The sequence below is a fragment of the Methanococcus maripaludis genome, assembly GCF_013760955.1.
Classification (GTDB): Archaea; AGJL01; Methanococci; order Methanococcales; family Methanococcaceae; genus Methanococcus; species Methanococcus maripaludis_A.
Window position 1 is genome coordinate 26,299 of the sequence record NZ_JACDUL010000002.1, and the last position, 19,147, is coordinate 45,445.

At 29.0% G+C, this 19,147-nt stretch carries 12 protein-coding genes; 4 read left to right on the forward strand and 8 right to left on the reverse strand.

Annotated features, from left to right (window positions below; all coding sequences use genetic code 11):
* Positions 1-466 precede the first annotated feature (466 nt).
* From HNP90_RS03100 to HNP90_RS03120, 5 genes are all read right to left on the reverse strand, one after another.
* Positions 467-1,741: a NosD domain-containing protein gene (locus tag HNP90_RS03100; RefSeq protein WP_012068308.1), complete on the reverse strand. Its 1,275-nt coding sequence runs from the start codon at positions 1,739-1,741 to the stop codon at positions 467-469.
* Positions 1,742-1,752: 11 nt separating this feature from the next.
* Positions 1,753-3,489 carry a NosD domain-containing protein gene (locus HNP90_RS03105; protein ID WP_181486635.1) on the reverse strand — a complete coding sequence of 579 codons (1,737 nt, stop codon included), beginning with the start codon at positions 3,487-3,489 and terminating at the stop codon, positions 1,753-1,755.
* Between the two features lie 183 nt (positions 3,490-3,672).
* Positions 3,673-3,918: a hypothetical protein gene (locus HNP90_RS03110; protein ID WP_012068310.1), complete on the reverse strand. Its 246-nt coding sequence runs from the start codon at positions 3,916-3,918 to the stop codon at positions 3,673-3,675.
* Between the two features lie 21 nt (positions 3,919-3,939).
* Positions 3,940-4,680, reverse strand: a complete 741-nt coding sequence (locus tag HNP90_RS03115) for an ABC transporter substrate-binding protein (RefSeq protein ID WP_012068311.1) — start codon at positions 4,678-4,680, stop codon at positions 3,940-3,942.
* A gap of 619 nt (positions 4,681-5,299) precedes the next feature.
* Positions 5,300-6,061, reverse strand: a complete 762-nt coding sequence (locus HNP90_RS03120) for an ABC transporter substrate-binding protein (RefSeq protein ID WP_012068312.1) — start codon at positions 6,059-6,061, stop codon at positions 5,300-5,302.
* 309 nt (positions 6,062-6,370) lie between these two features.
* Here HNP90_RS03120 and HNP90_RS03125 point away from each other — a divergent pair, with 309 nt between their 5' ends.
* A complete protein-coding gene (locus HNP90_RS03125; protein ID WP_012068313.1) occupies positions 6,371-6,976 on the forward strand; it encodes a recombinase family protein in 606 nt (201 codons plus the stop codon).
* Positions 6,977-6,981: 5 nt separating this feature from the next.
* Here HNP90_RS03125 and HNP90_RS03130 read toward each other — a convergent pair whose 3' ends face one another.
* Positions 6,982-8,349, reverse strand: coding sequence for a hypothetical protein (locus tag HNP90_RS03130; RefSeq protein ID WP_012068314.1), 1,368 nt, complete (start codon positions 8,347-8,349; stop codon positions 6,982-6,984).
* A 194-nt stretch (positions 8,350-8,543) separates the two neighbouring features.
* Between HNP90_RS03130 and HNP90_RS03135 the strand changes: the two genes are divergently transcribed.
* Together HNP90_RS03135 and HNP90_RS03140 are read left to right on the forward strand one after the other, a co-directional pair.
* Positions 8,544-10,685: an ATP-dependent nuclease gene (locus HNP90_RS03135; RefSeq protein ID WP_048060389.1), complete on the forward strand. Its 2,142-nt coding sequence runs from the start codon at positions 8,544-8,546 to the stop codon at positions 10,683-10,685.
* The gene (locus HNP90_RS03140) at positions 10,667-12,550 is read left to right on the forward strand and encodes a UvrD-helicase domain-containing protein (RefSeq protein WP_011976412.1); all 1,884 of its coding nucleotides are present in this window, start codon (positions 10,667-10,669) and stop codon (positions 12,548-12,550) included. The genes HNP90_RS03135 and HNP90_RS03140 overlap by 19 nt, the downstream gene beginning before the upstream one ends.
* A 22-nt stretch (positions 12,551-12,572) precedes the next feature.
* On the opposite strand, the gene HNP90_RS03145 is transcribed toward HNP90_RS03140, so the two are convergent.
* Together HNP90_RS03145 and HNP90_RS09335 are read right to left on the reverse strand one after the other, a co-directional pair.
* Positions 12,573-13,823 (reverse strand): McrC family protein, encoded by a 1,251-nt coding sequence (locus tag HNP90_RS03145; RefSeq protein WP_011976413.1) that lies wholly within the window; start codon positions 13,821-13,823, stop codon positions 12,573-12,575.
* A gap of 13 nt (positions 13,824-13,836) precedes the next feature.
* A complete protein-coding gene (locus HNP90_RS09335; protein WP_011976414.1) occupies positions 13,837-16,374 on the reverse strand; it encodes an AAA family ATPase in 2,538 nt (845 codons plus the stop codon).
* A gap of 141 nt (positions 16,375-16,515) precedes the next feature.
* Here HNP90_RS09335 and HNP90_RS03155 point away from each other — a divergent pair, with 141 nt between their 5' ends.
* Positions 16,516-19,146 carry a PD-(D/E)XK nuclease family protein gene (locus HNP90_RS03155; protein ID WP_011976415.1) on the forward strand — a complete coding sequence of 877 codons (2,631 nt, stop codon included), beginning with the start codon at positions 16,516-16,518 and terminating at the stop codon, positions 19,144-19,146.
* The last annotated feature ends 1 nt before the right edge of the window (position 19,147 follow it).

Sequence of the window (19,147 nt, forward strand, 5' to 3'; positions counted from 1 at the left end):
CCCTAAAATAAATATAATAAAGTGCCTCTGAATTTTTTCAATTCTTTGGTTTTTGTGGTAAATGGATTTTAGTTATTCTGACAGTCACCCCTGTGGAATAAATTCATTTGCCACACTAATAAAAAAGATAAAAAAAGTTTGTATATACGAAATTTGGTGACATTTCGTTTTTAAGTTATTTTCCATCTTGGTGTATGTATTTTTTGCATTTTTATTTAAAAACCCAAATTAATCAAGTTTATTCACAAAGTAGGAGTATGGGATATTATCCCACATATGTGTTTATTTAGTATTATCCTTATTGCTACTTTTTATCGTGAAAAAATCGTAAACTTTAATAATAACTAGAAATTAACAGTTTAATTTCATTCAAAATAATTATTCTTCGATAAAATATTAAACTTATTATTCTGGTTTTAACATTAAATCTACGATAAAACTGTAAAAAAAGATAAAAATAATTTATTTATTCAACTAAAACTGGCCCTTTCGCAGTCCATTCTACAGTTATCGGCCCTTCTGGTAATTCATCTAAAGTTTTAAAGTATTCAAGTGCAGCTTGTGTTCCGAATCTGTCAGAACCTGCAATATAGATTACTTGATAGGTTTTGATGAAGTTTCCAACATGAACCTCAATATTTTGAACCTGAATTATACCCCTATTTTCTCCAGGGTAGTTGTTTGAAATAGGTACTTCAAATTCACCATTGTATGAATTTGCAAGACCGTTTGCATTTGGTCCACCAACAATTATTGTATCTTCCGAAAGTTCATAATTGTTTCCATTTTGTAAGTTTTCTCTTAACTGCTCTGCAAATCCTTCGTCAATTTCGCTTCCGTAAACAACGTTTGAATTTGAGATCACGTGTTTAATTACTGTTGAGGTAATTCCACCCGAAAGATCGCGTGCATATGAACTTCCACCGCTGCTTCCTGATGAACCGGATGAAGAATCGTCATCTTCACTTGGAACTTCATCAGTAATTATGTAGTTTTTAGAACTGCTTTTTAAAGCAAATATATCTAAAATTATTCCTTCGCTCGATGGACTTACTCGCTCTATTTCAGGATAAATTATTTCAAGAACTTCGTAATTTTCCGGTGTTTCAATTAATGGGTAAATTTCATATGCACTAACCGATTCGCCGTCAAGTACTCCATAAAGCCCCTTATAAACACCTTCATTCTCTTTTTCAGTTCCAACATATCCTTCATAGTAGTTTCCAAGCCTGTAAGTATATTCACTTCCATTATAATTATATGATAATTTTGGTGAAGCTAGGGGCGCACTGTAAAATTTAGCAGACTGCCCTTCATGTATTTTATTTAAATAAAAGTATATTTCAGGCGCCAGTGACTCTAAAAAGTAAGTGTTATTTTCAAATTCACAGTTTATTACTGTAACGTTTCTAGCATCTACGATAAACACTGCTTCGTAACAGTCTTTAATTGTTAAATTTTTGATGGTAACGTTTTCCACCTTATTTTCACCAATTGTATAAACCTCGATACCATAAGGGTACATTTCTGAATTATTGCCCATTAACTGGTGATTTTGACCATCTAAAACCACGTTACTTGATTTAATAAGTATTCCGTGTTGATATCCTGGTATAAGCATATCTTCTGAAAGAGTATATGTTCCAGGTTCACTTATTGTCATGTTATATTCAATTCTACTTGCACTGGACGGAACGACCAAACATAACGCAATCAAAGCTAAAATCAATACTTTTTTCATTTTTTCACCCCTTACACTTTCAGTTCAATGATCCAGTATGGTTTTTCAAATATTCCTGCAACTGAAGTTCCTAATTCTTCTCCATCGTAATAGTTTCCAAGTCTTCCAGTGTAAACCTTCCCATCGTATTTGTAATTTACAAATGGTGAGTGGAAGTAGTTTCCAGTCAATGAATCAGAATAAACATGTGCTTCTGAGTTATTTTCAAAATTATTCAGGTAAATCCAGTTGTTTGTACCAGTAATCTTAAGGCCATACAAATTTTCAAAGAATTCGTTGTATGTTATTGTAGTGTTTTCGACATTTTTATCAAGGGAAATTCCGTAAGTGCTGGATTCGAAAGTACATCCCGTAACAGTTCCCCCATATACGGAATTTGCATCAATTCCAAAATTGTTTCCTGAAAACGTACAGTTTGAAATCATAATATTTGGAGTATGATCTAAATTTAATCCATCTTCACAGTCATTGATGGTATTTCCTGAAATTGTGCTATTATCCGCATACTTTTGGTATATTCCGCTTTCCGTTGCATTGATGGTATTTCCTGAAATTGTGTTGTTATTTGAAAATTTAACAGAGACCCCGTAATTCCCGGCATTGATGGTATTTCCTGAAATTAGATTATCTTTTGAATCAGGGTCATCCATTGGTTCCACATAAACATAAACTCCAGTATTGCCAGCATCAATGGCATTTCCTGAAATTATGTTGGCATCGGAAGCATAAATTTCAATTCCGCTTGATTGATTTGAAGTTATAGTATTTCCTGAAATTGTGTTATTATTAGAATAAATAATATCAATTCCGTTTAATTGATTTGAAGTTATAGTATTTCCTGAAATTGTGTTATTGGCCGAATTTCTCCAAAAATAAAGTCCACGTTTACCGACAGTTATATTATTTTCAAAAATACATGAATTCGTAACTGAGTTTAAATTAAATCCATAAAACATTCCTTCAATAGTATTTCTATTTATTTTAAGATTATTGGCATTGATTATGTTCATAACCCGTAAATCAGTATTTTCGGATATATTAAAGATATTTCCTGTGATATTACAGTTTTCAGAGTTGATTAGATATAGCTGATAATCTTGATAGATATTTGGCTTTATTGTACAGTTTTCAACCGTAATTTCGCTTGAATCGCCAATATAAATTACAACGGCGTTTTCATCAAGGAGCAAGTTTTTAATTTGACCATTTGTACAGTTTGATATAATAATCTGTGCTGCATCACTTGGAATTTCGCCAATATTTTCCGTATTTTTATAGAAATAAATTGTTTTTCCATTTATTGTATTTCCCGATACTGTGTAGGTAGTTAACTGTTCTAAACCGTAATTTCCACCAAATCCCGAAGACATCGAATTATTTATAACAGTTAAGTTGTATCCCGACCCCCATAGGGAACATAGATATGTTGTGTTTATCGTATTGTTTTCAACATTTGCGGAATTAATTCCGTTAAAAACAATACCCTCATGTTTAGAATTTATTTTAACATTTTTAATCGTGATATTTGCATGATTACTTGAATATATTCCGTAACTATTAATATTGGTATTTAAAATATGGCCTTGACCATCCAATATTACATTGTCAGATTTAATTTCAATTCTTTCTGCATTCGTAATATCTTCCATTAGGTAGTAAGTTCCCGGATTTGATATAACCCTTGTTGAAGCGTAGTTCGAACTAGTAATGTGGTTATAATCTATTGGATCCGGATCTCCTATCGGCAAAACTGCCGAAACAGACCCAATACAGATGATTAGTAAAATCGTTGTCATGAATTTTTTTAGGGTTGTTATATTATCCCCTCCATTTTAATTAATAAGTATATTTGAGTTATTAATCGTCGTTTATAATATTTTCTTTTTAATTGGGATAAAAAGACTAAATGAAAATTTAAAAAGAAAAAAATATTATTTTAAAAGCCCGAAAAAACCAATATGATTTTTTGCAGGATGTAATGGAATGTAAACTCTTGAATCTTTGTATTTTTCAAATTTTCCAAGAGCTGTTAATAGATCTAGTGCCATTTCAAGGTTTTCTAGGGTATGCCCATGTCTTTCAAGAGTTTCTAACACGAAGCGAGGAGGATCTTTTAGATCTAATTTGCCCTCCCATTTAACCCAATTTGTAATAGTTTCTATTAGGTCCATTTCCATTTTATTCCTTTTATCATTGGATTAGTTAAATTCGAAATATTTCTCATTTAAACTTTCAAGGGATCCATCCGCTTTCATATTCAATAATTCCATATTTATTTCATCTATCAAATCTTTGTTATCTTTTGAAGACACCACTCCAAAATAATGTATTTCAAGATTTTCTACCAGATAAGGCCCGGTTTTATCATCAGTGTTCAGGTGATATCGATAATCGGTAAATGCCCCATCTAAATTATCTGCTAAAAGATCAGAATGCATACTTTGAAAATTATCGTATCTAATTAATTCAAAGTTCATACTTTTTAGATAATCTTCTGCAAGATCTTCAAATGTGGAATCTGCCAGGGCACCTATTTTTTTATCTCTGAAATCTGTTAATTTAGTATATTTCTTATCGTTGGTAATGAGGGAGCAGTAAGAATACATGTAAATATCAGAAAAAACCACGTCATTTTCACGTTGTGTAGTTTTTGTAATTGCAGAAATTGAAAAATCAACATTTCCAGATTTTCCTGCAAGATAATTTCCATATTTGTAATTAGTTTCTACAAATATGATTTTTTTATCCATTCTTCGTCCAAGTTCATTGATAAGATCTATTTCAAATCCTTTCAATTCACCATTCTTATAATACTGATACGGGGGCATATGTGGATATATGCCAACTATGATACAATCATTATTCTGAATTTCCGGAGTTATGATACACATACCTACCACGAATAAAGCGGCAACAACTGCTAAGGGTAGAGGATTCATGATAACCACGCCCAAAAGTGAATATATGCTGCCAGATTTCAGATAAAACTCCCCTAAAAAAGTCTGTTATGTTGCCATATATATATATATATTAATTATTAAATTTTTAGATCATGTTGGATTGAAAATGTTAATCAGAACATATTATATAAAAACATGACCATATGTGGTTTGGGGGGGCACATCCCCCAATGATTCCTGAACAGACTATTTTGAAATAGGGGATAGTTTATAGGAGTTTAAACGTTGGATTATAAATATGGGGATTTTATTTAATTTGGGGAAATTAAATATTTTCAACACGATTTTTAATATTTGGGAGAATTATTTCTCCCAGATCCCACTCGTAAGAATTTTTACTTAGATAAACATATACATAAATTCTCTTTTCAAATTAGATCATTTATACTAATCGATCAATATATTAATCAACTGAACCCTTTCGATTCCATATTAAAAATAGTATATTTGTATTGATATTTGACCATTGAACTTCCTAAAAATGATTTAAATTATTAATTAAAATTATAATTAAATTATGTAATCGGCTTTTAAAAACGTAAGATATGAATCTAAATCGATAAAAAACAGTAAAGAAACTTTAAAAGGGAATATCTAATTAATCAATATTCCATTTTTCTTTTAATTGAACTACTGTTCCATCATTCTCCATTTCAAGAATTGCTGTATTTATTGCTCTTTTCAGATCATCATTTTCAGAATTTACTGCTATGGCATCATAATTGATATCCATCTGATCTCCAACAATTTTTAAAGAGTAGTTTCTATCATTTATAAGATTTTTAGCAGTTAAAAATTCACAAACTTCCGAATCGATGCTTCCAGAAAGTAAATCCTTGTGCATATATTCCTGATTCTCATAATGAACTAGTTCAAATTCCATATCATCCAAAAATCCTTCCATCAGTGATTCTTGAACGCTGCCCTTTAAAACCCCGACTTTTTTATTCTCAAGACATTTTAATCCGTTGCAGAAATCGTTTTCTTTTACAAGAATCGTTGTGTACGTTTTAAAATAACATCGTGAAAAGTCCACTTTATTCTCTCGTTCAGGGGTTATTGCAATAAGTGCTACCGCACAATCAATTTCACTGTTTTCGACAGCATCAAGAAGTGATGAAAATTCATATATTTTAAATTCAGGTTCTAAACTCATTCTTTTTGCAATTTCGGTTATTAAATCAATTTCAAATCCTGCCGGATTTTTGTTATCAAGATATGATATCGGAGGTAAATCTGGAGAAATTCCAATAGTTAAAATACCCTCTTGGATTGTAGTTTTATTCGTATTTTCGGCAATACAGCCTGAAAAGATTATTAAAAATATCGTTGAGATTATTAAAATTTTGGGATTAAACATTTTATTTCTCCTTTGCCTGATTTTTTGGATTAATCCAGTATACTGTATATATTGAATATTTGATCTAATTTTCTAAATGGATTAGATAGATATATTAATATATGGATTACCGGGGGACATAATATTAAGCATTTTTTAGATAATTTCATTGTTTGAAAAACACCCGTTTTGTAAACTATTTTTAAATCTATTTTTGAACTTAGTTTTGCATATTATTCTTTGGATTTTTAGTATACTTTCTGGTTTACTTATTAATGTTTATATCTGATTACGGCCATAACTAAAGTATACTCAATTTAGGAGATATTTATGCCGGGAAATGAAATGATATTTGGTTATGCCAGGGTTAGCACTCAAGATCAAAATGTGGATCGTCAACTAGATGAATTAAAAGCAGCAGGCTGTCAAAAAATATTTTACGAAAAAATTTCAGGGACAAAAATGGAACGGCCAGAATTTTTGAGAATGCTTGATCAGGTTCGATCGGGAGATTTGATAATAATTACTGAATTAACGAGGCTTTCAAGGTCAACTAAGGATTTACTTAATGTAGTTGAAATGCTTGAAGAAAAAGGTGTTTCAATAAAATCATTGAAAGAATCCTGGTTAGATACCTCTTCAGCACATGGAAAACTGTTATTTACCTTTTTTGCAGGAATTTCTCAATTTGAACGAGATATTATTTCAGAACGGGTAAAGTCAGGACTTCAAGCTGCAAGAGCACGAGGTAGGCTTGGAGGAAGAAAACCTGCAGATCCAAAAACAATTGATATTGCAGTTCGTATGTGGAAAAGTAAGGAATATTCAATCACTGAAATCTTAAAAACGTGTGGAATTTCGAGAAGAACTTTGTATAAATATTTAAAACAAGACGAAGAATGTAAGAAGATTATCGAAAAAGAGATATTAAATTAATCAAATCATTGGTCTTCATCATTTCTTGTATCAAGATCTGTTTCGGTAGCATATTGTAAGTCTTTTTTAAATTCCCCACTGATACATTTTCGTATATTGGCCAAACACGATTCAATTTCTCTTTTTAATTCATCTGCATTTTTATTTAACGATGAACCCAGATTAGCAACTTGTGACGCATCTTTTTTGATTTGTGTAATTGTCTTTAATATTTCTGAGATTTGATGTACTTCTTTTTCAATTTTAACAACATCTGATTCGTCCCCTAAAGTTAACATGCGAGCTAGTTTAACAGCAATTTCAAGATTATCATCTAAGCCATAAGTAATAATATAATTTCGCCCCAATGTAACAGGTTTTAAATTATGGGGCATCTGCTCTAATTTGTTAAATAAAAATATTCCAAATTTGGATTCTCTATTTCTAATAGCTTCATTAATTTCTTTAACTGTTTTTGGGGCACTTGAATAATTGCTATTTTTACACTCAACCACTACCTTAAGGGAATTATTTCCATTTATACTAATGACATAGTCCCCCGTTTTTTTATTTTCCGCTCCTTTATTATTACCTACCCATTCAATAATGTCATCCGCTTCACAAATATCGTTTAAAACCGTGTAAACATCTTCTTCAAAATCTACCCCTTTTAGGGCAGTTTTTTCGATTATTTCTTCGGTAGCTGATTTTACCACCATATTTTGAAGTATTTGTGATATTTGGGGGGTTAATTCTGATTTGAAAGTATTAATCTCTTTATCAATTTCTTGTGATAATTCACGTTTTAGATATGATATTGATGAATTTTCAGAATTTGAATCGAGTAATTTTATTATTTCATCTTTGCTCATTCCCGATTTTTCCTCTATTTTTGAAATAAGTCTTGAAAAAGGGCTTTGAGGATTGTTTAAATCAAAATTAACCTCTATGGATCTTTTTAACTCCCCATTTTCAGAATTAAAATAACCATCTAACAATTCATTTATCTGGTATAGTGGACTTTCGGTATTCGTTGGGGAAAGTATTGCATAAATTTGGGTTTTAAATTCATTTAATTTTGATCCCATATTTTCATTTAATGTTCCAACATTACCATCCATTTTGTCGTTTAATCCACTTACAACTTCTTTAATTAATACTTCATTCTTTTTAACTGAACCTTCGACATTGTTTATGAGTCTTTCAATTTCTTTGCTTACATACTCAAGATTATTCGAAGTTACCATATGTTTCAAACCAATGGTGCCAATTATTATTGCTTTTTCTAACCATTCATCCTTTTCTTCAAATTGTTCTAAAAATTCATATACTTCCCTATTTTTTAAATTAAAATCGTCAACATAGACAAATGAATCTTCTTTTAATGATATCATAACGTCCCCTCAGTTATTGGTGTTATAATTTTTTAAAAAATGGTATATGGTATTTTCGATTTAATTATTTTAAAAACAAAATTGAAGACGTTTTAAAAATGTATCAAAATTAGTTTTTTCAAGAAAATTTATTTCGAAAATTTAATATTTATGTTGGGGTAATTTTAATTTAATTTATGTGACGGGGGGAAATTTTGAAAATTAAAAAAATAATGGTTAATAATTACAGACTACTGAAAGAAATGAATCTCGATTTAGAGGATGATTTATCCCTAATAATTGGAAAAAATAATTGCGGTAAGACATCATTATTATCAATATTAAATAAATTTTTAAATAATTCACCCAATTTTTCTTTTGATGATTTTAATATTGAATTTCAGGATGGATTACGAGATTTTGTTTTGCAAAACACTGATTTAACTAGCCGGGGTATTTATTTAAAATTGTTCATAGAATATGGCGAAAAAGATGATTTAGCTAACGTATCTAACCTGATGATGGATTTGGATCCAGATAATAACAAAATAATACTTTCTTTTGGATATGTATTGCCAGACGATAAAATTGATAATTTGAAAGCAGATTTTAATGAGTATATTTCAAAAAAACCGAAACCTGAAGAAAATAAAAAAACCATTTTTAACGAATTTATAAAAAAAGAACATGGTAAATATTTTAAGACATTTAAAAAAACCGTAGGATATGATTTACAAACAGCATCAATTAACGAAAATAGATATATTGACTTAAACGAAAGAAAAATATCCCTGGACAATATTATTAATTTTAAAATTATCGGGGCAACTAGAAATGTTTCTAATAACGATTCCAACAAAACTTTGTCATTATTGTCATCTAAATATTATGAAAAAACTGAAGAAAGTAAAAAAGGACTGGATAATTTCAAAGAATTTAAAGAAATATTATGTAAAACTGATGGTGAGCTGGAAGATATTTATGGTAAGTTATTTGAAGACGTATTAACAAAAGTTAGGAAATTTGGCGGGATTAATGAGGGTGATTCTACAATAAAACTAGTTTCAAATTTACAACATAAAGAACTGCTTGGTGGAAATACTACGGTAGTGTATGAACATAATAAGGAGCATTTATTGCCAGAAAGTTATAATGGATTAGGTTATTTAAATTTAATAAGTATGATTTTTGAAATCGAATTAATATTAAGTGATTTCAGACGGGAAAATAAGGAAGATAAGAATCCTGCAGATATAAACATATTATTTATCGAAGAACCTGAAGCACATACTCATCCACAAATGCAGTCTGTATTCATAAAAAATATAAAAGAGCTGCTCAAAACCGAAAGTGGAAACTCTGACGGAACAGAATTTAATTTACAAACAATTATTACAAGTCATTCATCCCATATTGTGTCGGAAAGTGATTTTGAGGATATAAAATACTTTTATAAAAAATCTCAAAATGAAGTAATTGCTAAAAATTTGAAAGATTTAAAAAGTGAATACTTGGGTGCTGGTGAAGATGCATATTATAAATTTTTAAAACAATTTCTTACGCTAAATCGGGCAGAACTATTTTTTGCAGACAAAGCTATTTTAATTGAAGGGGATACTGAAAAAATACTTTTACCTGCAATGATGAAAAAAATTGACCAGGAATTTCCAGAAAACATGCCCCTTTTATCACAAAATATTTCAATCGTAGAATCCGGGGCATATTCCCACATTTTTGAAAAATTTATCGATTTTATAGGCATAAAATCATTGATAATTACGGATCTTGATTCGGCCAAAAAAGAACCTGTTCTTAATAATAAAGGCGAACAAGAAACGTATGATAACGGTAATCCTAAATACACAACCGGGAAAGTTAAAGTTTTTGAAGGGAATATTACAACAAATGCTTCTTTAAAATTTTTTCATGGAAAAAGAGAAAATTTAGATTATTTTTTGGGGTTGTCATGCGAATCTAAAAGATTATCTAAAAATAAAACAACAAAAAATTGGGAAACAGACGAAAATGGGAATTTAATGGTAATTTTCCAAGTTGAAGAGAGTAATTGCAATGATGAAAAATATTGTGCAAGGAGTTTTGAGGATGCATTTTTCCATTTAAATCGGAAGTATGTATGTGATAACATTGGTAATTTTCCAAGTTTACAATATAAAAAATATGTTGCTGACCAGACTAAAGATGTGTATACTTTAGCAGAAAAATGTATTGATAAAAAACCAGCTTTTGCAATAGAAATATTATTAAATAGCAAGGATACTGAAAATGGAAAAATGTTTGGCAATTGGAAAACTCCAAAATATATCCGGGAGGGGTTGATATGGTTGAAAAATTGCTAGAACCTGAAATAGTTGAGATATTTGGCCATGTGCTACGGGGGAATAATTTTCTTCTGAGTGGTGGGGCAGGTAGTGGAAAAACATATTCGTTAATCCAAGTAATAAGAAAGGCATTAAACGATAACCCTAATGCTAGTATCGCATGTATTACATATACAAATTCAGCAGTAAATGAAATTAAATTAAAGATTAATCATGATAACTTAATGGTTTCAACGATCCACGATTTTTTATGGAATAATATCAAACAATTCCAAAAAGAATTAAAAAATGGAATAATTGAACTTTCAGAACTAGAAACTTCAAAAATTAAGTTTAAAAATGAAAATGATAAAAGTCATTTTGTAGAAAATGTGTCAAATATTCAGTATAAAGAATATATTCAAATGAAAAATGGAATAATTTCGCATGACGAAGTACTCGTTTTAGCCCACCATCTGTTCGAAAAACATGATTTACTTTGTAATATTCTAAAAGATAAATTTAAATTTATATTTCTTGATGAATATCAGGATACCAATAAATTGGTAATTGAAATACTATTAAAGCACTTGAAAAAATGTAACAAGGAACAGATTATTGGATTTTTTGGAGACTCAATGCAGTCGATTTATGATGATGGAATAGGGGATTTAAAAGATTATGTAAACTCTGGAGAAGTTAAAGAAGTAGTGTTGAATCAGAATCGAAGAAATCCAAAATTAGTAATTGATTTGGCAAATAAGTTAAGAACCGACAATGTGATACAAGAACCTTCTAATGATATAAATGCACCAAATATGAAGGATGGGTCAGTAATTATTGGAAAAATAAACTTTTTGTATTCTACAACTAACGATGTAGAAAATATTAAATCTACACAGTATTTTTCAAATTGGAATTTTAATGATACTATTAAAACAAAAGAATTAAGTTTAACTCATAATCTAATCGCTCCAAAAGCAGGATTTTCAAATTTAATGGCAATATATGATAAAGATCCAATGTTTAGACTAAAAAATGATATATTATCTAAATCTAATGAAAAATGCATTGAATTGGATGATTCTAAGTCATTCGAAAAAATTATTGAAGAAGTTGATTCTTTATTTAGAAATTCTAAAAAACAGATGATAAACTCGTCAAACGAAGTAAAAGAACTATATGATCACCTGAAGAACTTACCATTTTCTGAGATTAAGAAAATTTATTTTGACAAAGATTCATTAATAGATAATAAAAAAGAAACAGATGATGAGGGTTCTAACGACTCAAAAAGGGATAATTTAATAAAACATTTGTTTAAAATAGAAAAAATTATTCAAAATTATAAAAATAAGGATTATAACGAGTTTATACGAAAAACAAATTTTAAAATAGATTCAATTGCAAAAAAAAGAGAACTAAAAAATATCATTGACAAAATAGGAAATTTTTCTGAACTTAAAATCGAAGAAGTAATTAATTTATGTGATGAAAAGGAGCTATGTAAAAAAGATGACAGTTTCAATACATTCATTGAAAAAAATCAATATTTGTATAATCGGGTTAAGGCCCTACAATATTTAGAATTTCAAAATTTATTTAATTATTTGGAGGGATTTACCCCATTTTCGACACAACATAAGGTTAAAGGGTCAGAATTTGAAAATGTACTTGTTATACTAGACAATGGGGGTTGGAATAATTATAATTTTGAATATCTATTTTGTAATAGGATAGATAAACAAAGTGTGTTATTAAGGACTCAAAAGATATTTTATGTATGTTGTACTCGTGCAAAAGAGAATCTAAATATTTATTACCATAACCCCAACTCTCAGACCATCAGCAAAGCAATTGAATGGTTTGGGGAAGAAAATGTCCATAATTTGGACGATAATTAAATTTTATTTAAAATATTGTTTTTTAGACCAACTCAAACGGCCAAATCTTCAATAAAACATTTTTCTCATCGAAATATTCAAAATTCACTTTTTCTAAAAATTTATCCGTTTTTGGATAAACTAACGCCATTTTAACATGCTTTTTACAATTATTTTCATAAATTTTAGCATATGAAAGCAGCTGATACATATCTCCTTGAGAAATTCCATAATTTGGAGAATTGACGTCAAGTATTTTCCATTTTGCATCTATTAAATAGATTGTATCATCTTTTTCGGCGTAAATATCGGGTTTTAATTTAAACATTTTTTTAAGATCTTCTTTTACAAGGAAAAATCTCGAATCTTGGGCTTTTACATAACTGAATTTTCCAGATTTTTTAAGTTTGTATGTTAAATAACTCTCAAATATCTTTTCCATTGGATAAAGCAATGCAAATGCAACATTTGAACCTTTAAAATTAATAAAACTTTCATTTTTTAAAAATACCCTGCACCAAAGAAGTATATTTTCATAATCTACCATTAATCTTCCAGATTTACAAGCGTTAAAATCTTTTTCAATGTTTTTTGATTCAGAAATTTCATCAAAAACAAAGCTGTATTCAGAAATATTTTTTAAATTTTTGCCAGATTTTGATCTTTTTGAAAGTTCTTTTAAAGTAGACTTTATAATCCTATTTTCAGCCATGTCTTTTATAAATTCGTCAAATTCAACAAAAAATCTTTCTTTATGGATTAGATTATGCTTAATATGTTCTTTAAATTTCAATTTTCCCTTTAAAACGTTTAAATTCTTTTGTGTTTCAATATAATCTGATTTTAAACCCCTTTTGATTAAAACTGAAAGTTCATCTAAAAACATGGTTATAAATATTTCATTTAAGGGCATTCTGTCAGTTTTCAGGTTTGATAAATCAAATTTTTTGAAAGGTGAATCTTTCAATGTTTTTAGCATTTTTAAAAAGAGTTTTCGTGTATCTGAAACACTCAAATCTTTACTTTTACCATATATTTTTGGTAAAATTTCAATAGTTACGCCATTTTTCATTTGAATTATTCCAACGTAGTTTTTAGCCTGTAGAACTTCTCCATAGTTCTTTTTGTAAGTTATAGTTAAAAATTCATCCGTATTTTTATCTTTGTTCTGCAAAATAAAGGTTTTTAAATCGTTAAATACGGATTCTTTTAAAGAAATATATGTATCAAACTGTCTATTTTCATTTCCTTTTACAATAATTCCAAATTCTGTGACGGTAAACTGATTATTCATTGATAATCAGCCCTTAAATCTTTTCATAAATCTTTTTAAATGTTTCAGGAGTTATATCTCCAATACAGAGATCTGGATTTATTCTATATGTTATCATATCTTCATATTCTTCATGATCAAAGCCGATTACTGAATTTTCTTTGAATTTTTTGCTTTGAATAAATCTGACTGGGATATCTTCGTAGTTTTCGGTTTCTTCCATTCTATTTAATTGTCTGAAGTGGTCTCCAAGAACGATCTGTATTTTTTCATAGTTATCGTAGAAATACTCCTGTAAAAGTGGAATTATTTTATTTTTAAAGATTTGACAGAGTTTTTTAAACTGTTCTTCTTCATTTTCAATGTATTTTAAAGGTAGGAAATATGCATGGCCGATTTCATGATCTCTATCGTATAAAAATTCAACTCTTTCGTTCAATTTTTCAAGCATCTGTTTTAGATTTATTCCTTTTACAATAATTCCATTCAATAATTCTGGGTCAGGCATCAATTCTTCAAAGTGGAACCTTCTTCTAAGTGCAGTATCCATTAAAGCAATTGATCTGTCAGCAGTATTCATCGTACCTAAAAGATAGAGATTTTTTGGAACCCCAAAAGTGTCTTTTGAATATGGAAGGGTTGTAGTAATCTGATTTTTAGTTCCAAGCCTTTTATCATCTTCAATCAATGTAATGAGTTCCCCAAATATTTTAGAAATATTTCCACGGTTTATTTCATCAATTATTAGGACATAGTTTTTTTCATCCGTTTTTACGGATAATTGTTCTGCAATTTTATTAATTCTGGTTAATAGTCCGTTGTAATACGATTCCAAGCCCCCGCCTGTAATGATATTATTTTCTCCAGTATCATACATTCTTTTTAATGTATTAATGCTTAGATTATATTCGCCAGATACATTCCCTTTATCATAAAAAATAGTTTTTTCGTTTACTTTTTTAATTAAATAATGGGAATTTGGATTTTTCATATCTATTCTAATGGTTTCCCCATTTTCGAAATCAGTATTTCCAATTAATTTAGTAAATACTTCATCAAATCTCGGTTTATTATTTTCTACATCGGAATTGTTTGAAATGAGATCTTTAAGATTTTCAATTAACAAATCCTCTTTTGAAAGTTTATAAATTGACATTTGTGAAAAATTCTTTTCTTTTAGGATTTGTGAAACCGGGGCCGGTTCATCAGCTACCCAAAGCCATTTAACTTTTCTAAATTGATAGTATCTTATTTCAGAGTCGTTACGGTATTCGTAATCGCCAATAATTTGACATATTGCTTTAAATTTACGGTTTCCATGAGTAATTACTACAATATCGCCTTTTTTCATTCCATTGATAAATCGATCAACAGCAGTTGGTCCAAAAGAAGCGTATTGTGGGTATTTCGTGTCATGTACTTTCTTTATCGCATCTAATGAAGTACTTTTACTAAAGTCAATATCTTCTCCCCAACCCAATGCAATGACTCCATTTTCAAAGCAGTATTTAAAAATAGGATCTGCATCGATAGATACATCACCCAATGAAAGTTTGAATACATTTGATTTATTTTCATCAAAAGTATACCCTGTAATTACGGTAGATTTCTTTGCTTTTGCTTTTAAACACAATGTTTTAAAAATTCCATCGTCTATCTGGTATTCAATTGAATTGCTGTCCGAATTTTCTAAAACGGGTTTAATTCCTTCGATAAAATCTTCGTAGGAATATGACTGGTGAAATGTTATAAATTCAATTTGACCGTTTTCTCTCAGGTTTTCGTACCTATCTACGAGCTCTTCCCTTGATTTATTTGAAATATCGCCATCAATTATTTCAACTGCTTTTTCAGTTACAGAATATGTTTTTCCAGTTCCAGGAGGGCCGTAAAGTATCGTGTTTAAAGGGAATTTTTTATTTTTCGAGGTAACACTAATTTCTTCAGATTCTTCTTCGATAAAATCTTCGCTTTCATCTTCATCAGATTCTTTAAACCTACTTTCTAAAATGTCATAATATTCAAAAATGTCCATATTTTCAGGTTTTTCTTTAAATGCACAGGATTGTAGTTCAGAAACTGAACCATTAAATTCAACCCCGAGTGCTTTAGCCAGCATTTTTGTATTGTATATGGAAACTAGCTTAGGACTGTTTCGATCTTGATAAATAAATGCAATTTTCCACTTTACTGCATTTCCGAGATCTATCGAATCGATTTCATTAAATTTTCCGGCTCTCGATTTTTCAATTATATCCATTACCATATTTTTAACTGTTTGGAACGCCTCTTCCTCAGTTTTTCCGTATTTTTCGTACCAACCGTATTTTTCAGAATATTTTCGACCTCTTTCGTTTTCTTTGTTTTCAGAGTTCGTTCTAAATATCCCAAATTTAAATGAAGCACCCCCACCTATTCCGCCCAATTCATGAGCTTTACGTTCTAACCAGTAGCAAAAATAGTCATTATTTCCTAAATTTGTGTATTCTTCTAAAGTCATGCTTTTTACTTTTTCAACAGGCCATCGTTGAAGAAATTCATCCCATAATTGATATTTTTCCTTGATATCCATAATCTCCCTCATACAAATTAAAAACCAATATAAAGGGTATTTTTCATAATATATGTCGTTTTTGATATAATTTTCCGATTAAACTTTAAAAATGTAAAATTTAATAATTAATTGAATATAACTTTAAGATAAAGGGGTATCATGGGGTTTCAAGCAGTTAAATCAGTGGATGAACTTTATAATGGAGTTAAACCTAAAAAAATTGTTTTAACAAACGATGCAGCTTTGGCAACTGCATTAAATAAGCGTATCGATAAACCAATGATTGGAAAATTTGCATACACTTCACAAGAAATTGCACAAAAATTTATTCCAACATATTTTGATGAGCAAAAACTCTCGAAAACTGACGTAATTTTAAAAATTTCAAAAGATTTTGGATATGATATAAAATCAGTTCATAGTGCTGTTGAAAAAATTGTTGAAATAAAGAAACATTCGAGAAACGTTTCAAAGTACATAAATTCTTACGAAAAAAGGATACTGGATAAGTACAATTCGCTTGCAACAACTGAAAATACCCTCGAAAAATTTGATTTTTACAAACATTTCAAAAATTATTCTGAAGACGAGGTTGCAGTCATTGGATTTGAAAATTTTAGTAAAATTGATAAATTGGCTCTTCCAAAAAATTTTACAAAAATATCACCGTTTAAAGAAGAACCGAAAGATTTGGAAAATTTCTATTTATTTAAAAATGAAAACGAAATTTCAGATAGAATTTCAAACATTATTAATCCGGAAAACCAGAATGATTTTTCAATAATTTTAAACACGGAAAGTACAATTCTTGATATTTTGAAAGCTAAGCTGTATAAAAAAGGAATAAACCTAAATGTAAAAGAATATTTGCATGAAAATTTGAATTTAAGATCTATTTTAAACCTATTGACTCTTTCATTTCAAATAAATGAATTATATTTAAGGGATTTAGCTCCTTATTTTGAAATGTTTAATATTGGAACTTCAGAAGGATATTCAAATTATACGTTAAAAGATTACTCTGAAAACGTTAATACTGATGAAAATTTTAACAAACTATGCGAATTTTTGAAAAATATTTCAGAATATCGATTTTTAGATCTTTTAACCTTTTTAAACGATTTTGAAATCGAAATACCCTATGAATTTAAAAAAACACTACAAAAACTCGAAATTTATGATAAAAAAGTAACTTATCAAAATATTCAAAATTTAACGTACTATATTGATAACTTCGATGTTGAAATAGGAAATTCAAAATCTGGTGTCCTTTTAATCGATGCTAAAAATTCGGTTTATGTTGATAAACCTGTCTGTATTTACGTGAATATCGATTCATCATGGACAAAAGATGTTAAAAAAGCCCCATATATTTCTAAAAAAGACGAAGAACAAAAAAACCTTTCAAATTTCCAAATATTATTATCACAAGGGCAGCTTCAGTACTACTTTGTACCAGAATTTAAAAATGGTGAAAAAACAATTCCTTGCTTTTACTTTAACCAAATTTTTGAAAAAGAGATTGAAAGTTTTAGGGATGAGATATTTAACGTTAAAATTCTATCAAATGGTAAAAATAGTATGATAGAAGAATTTTCTGAGGATTTTGAATCAAAAGAACCAATTACAAAGCACATTTTTTCTCAGAGCAGTTTAAACAACTTTGTACTTTGTCCAAAAATTTATGAAATATCTCGGATTTACAGGAGTGACAGCAAAAACTACCATGTAAAAGGAAATTTACTCCATGAATTCGCAGAATTTTACGTAAATTATCCTGAAGTTGTAAATGGAAAAGGATATGAATATTTTGCTGAAATTTTATCTAATGAATATTCTAAATTAATCGATATTTTATTAAAAGACCTTGAAAAAACGGAGTTTTTAATTGCTATTAAGAATACTGTAGAATTTATTGATTCAACTACATTTGATTTCGAAAGCACGTTTAATTTAGAATCTAAAAAACAAAATGAGAATTTTTTATCAAGATTATTTGAAATGCCCTTATTTAGAAAAAATACTGAAGTTTACTTTGAAGATCTAAATTTTGGTTTGAATGGTTTTATCGATTTATTGATTGATAATTCAACAATTTTGGATTACAAATCTTCAAAATCGGTTAAATCGGCTTCAAAAATTTTGAAACTCTGCAATATTAAAAAATTAGGGTCAGAAATCGATTTTCAGCCAATGGTATATTTATTAAAACTTAGAACTGAAAATCCAAATAAAAATCTTTCATTTAAGTACTATTTCTTCCTGGGAAATAAAAATAAAGTTTTAGATGGAACCGGACATTTTGATGAAAATATTGTTGATATTATGTATTATCCAACTTCGTTTAATGATTTTGTATTGTCAGATGAAGGTTTTGAACTCGCACTTGGAAGTAAGGAGCGAATGAATTTTGTAAATACTGTTTCAAAAGAGTATATTTTGGAGTATTTTACAAAAAATCCGTTTAATTCTGAAATGACCAATGAATTTTTAGAAACACACAAATTTGGATTTTTAGAACATATTCTAGCATACAGCCCCAAAAAAACCGTTGAAAAAGGGGCTTTGAGTTTTTATAAAGAACTTTTAAACATAAAAAACGGAACTTCAAGGGCAGTATCAAAAGCGGTATTTTTTAAAGACGATCTCGACAATTTTGAAGAATTTTTAAAAGGTAAAATTGAGGAAGTTAAATTATATTCTGGTTTAGGGTATCCGTATCTTCCAATAGTATCAGAACTCTGTAAAAATTGCGAATATTCAGACATCTGTTTAAAAAGGGGGGATTAAC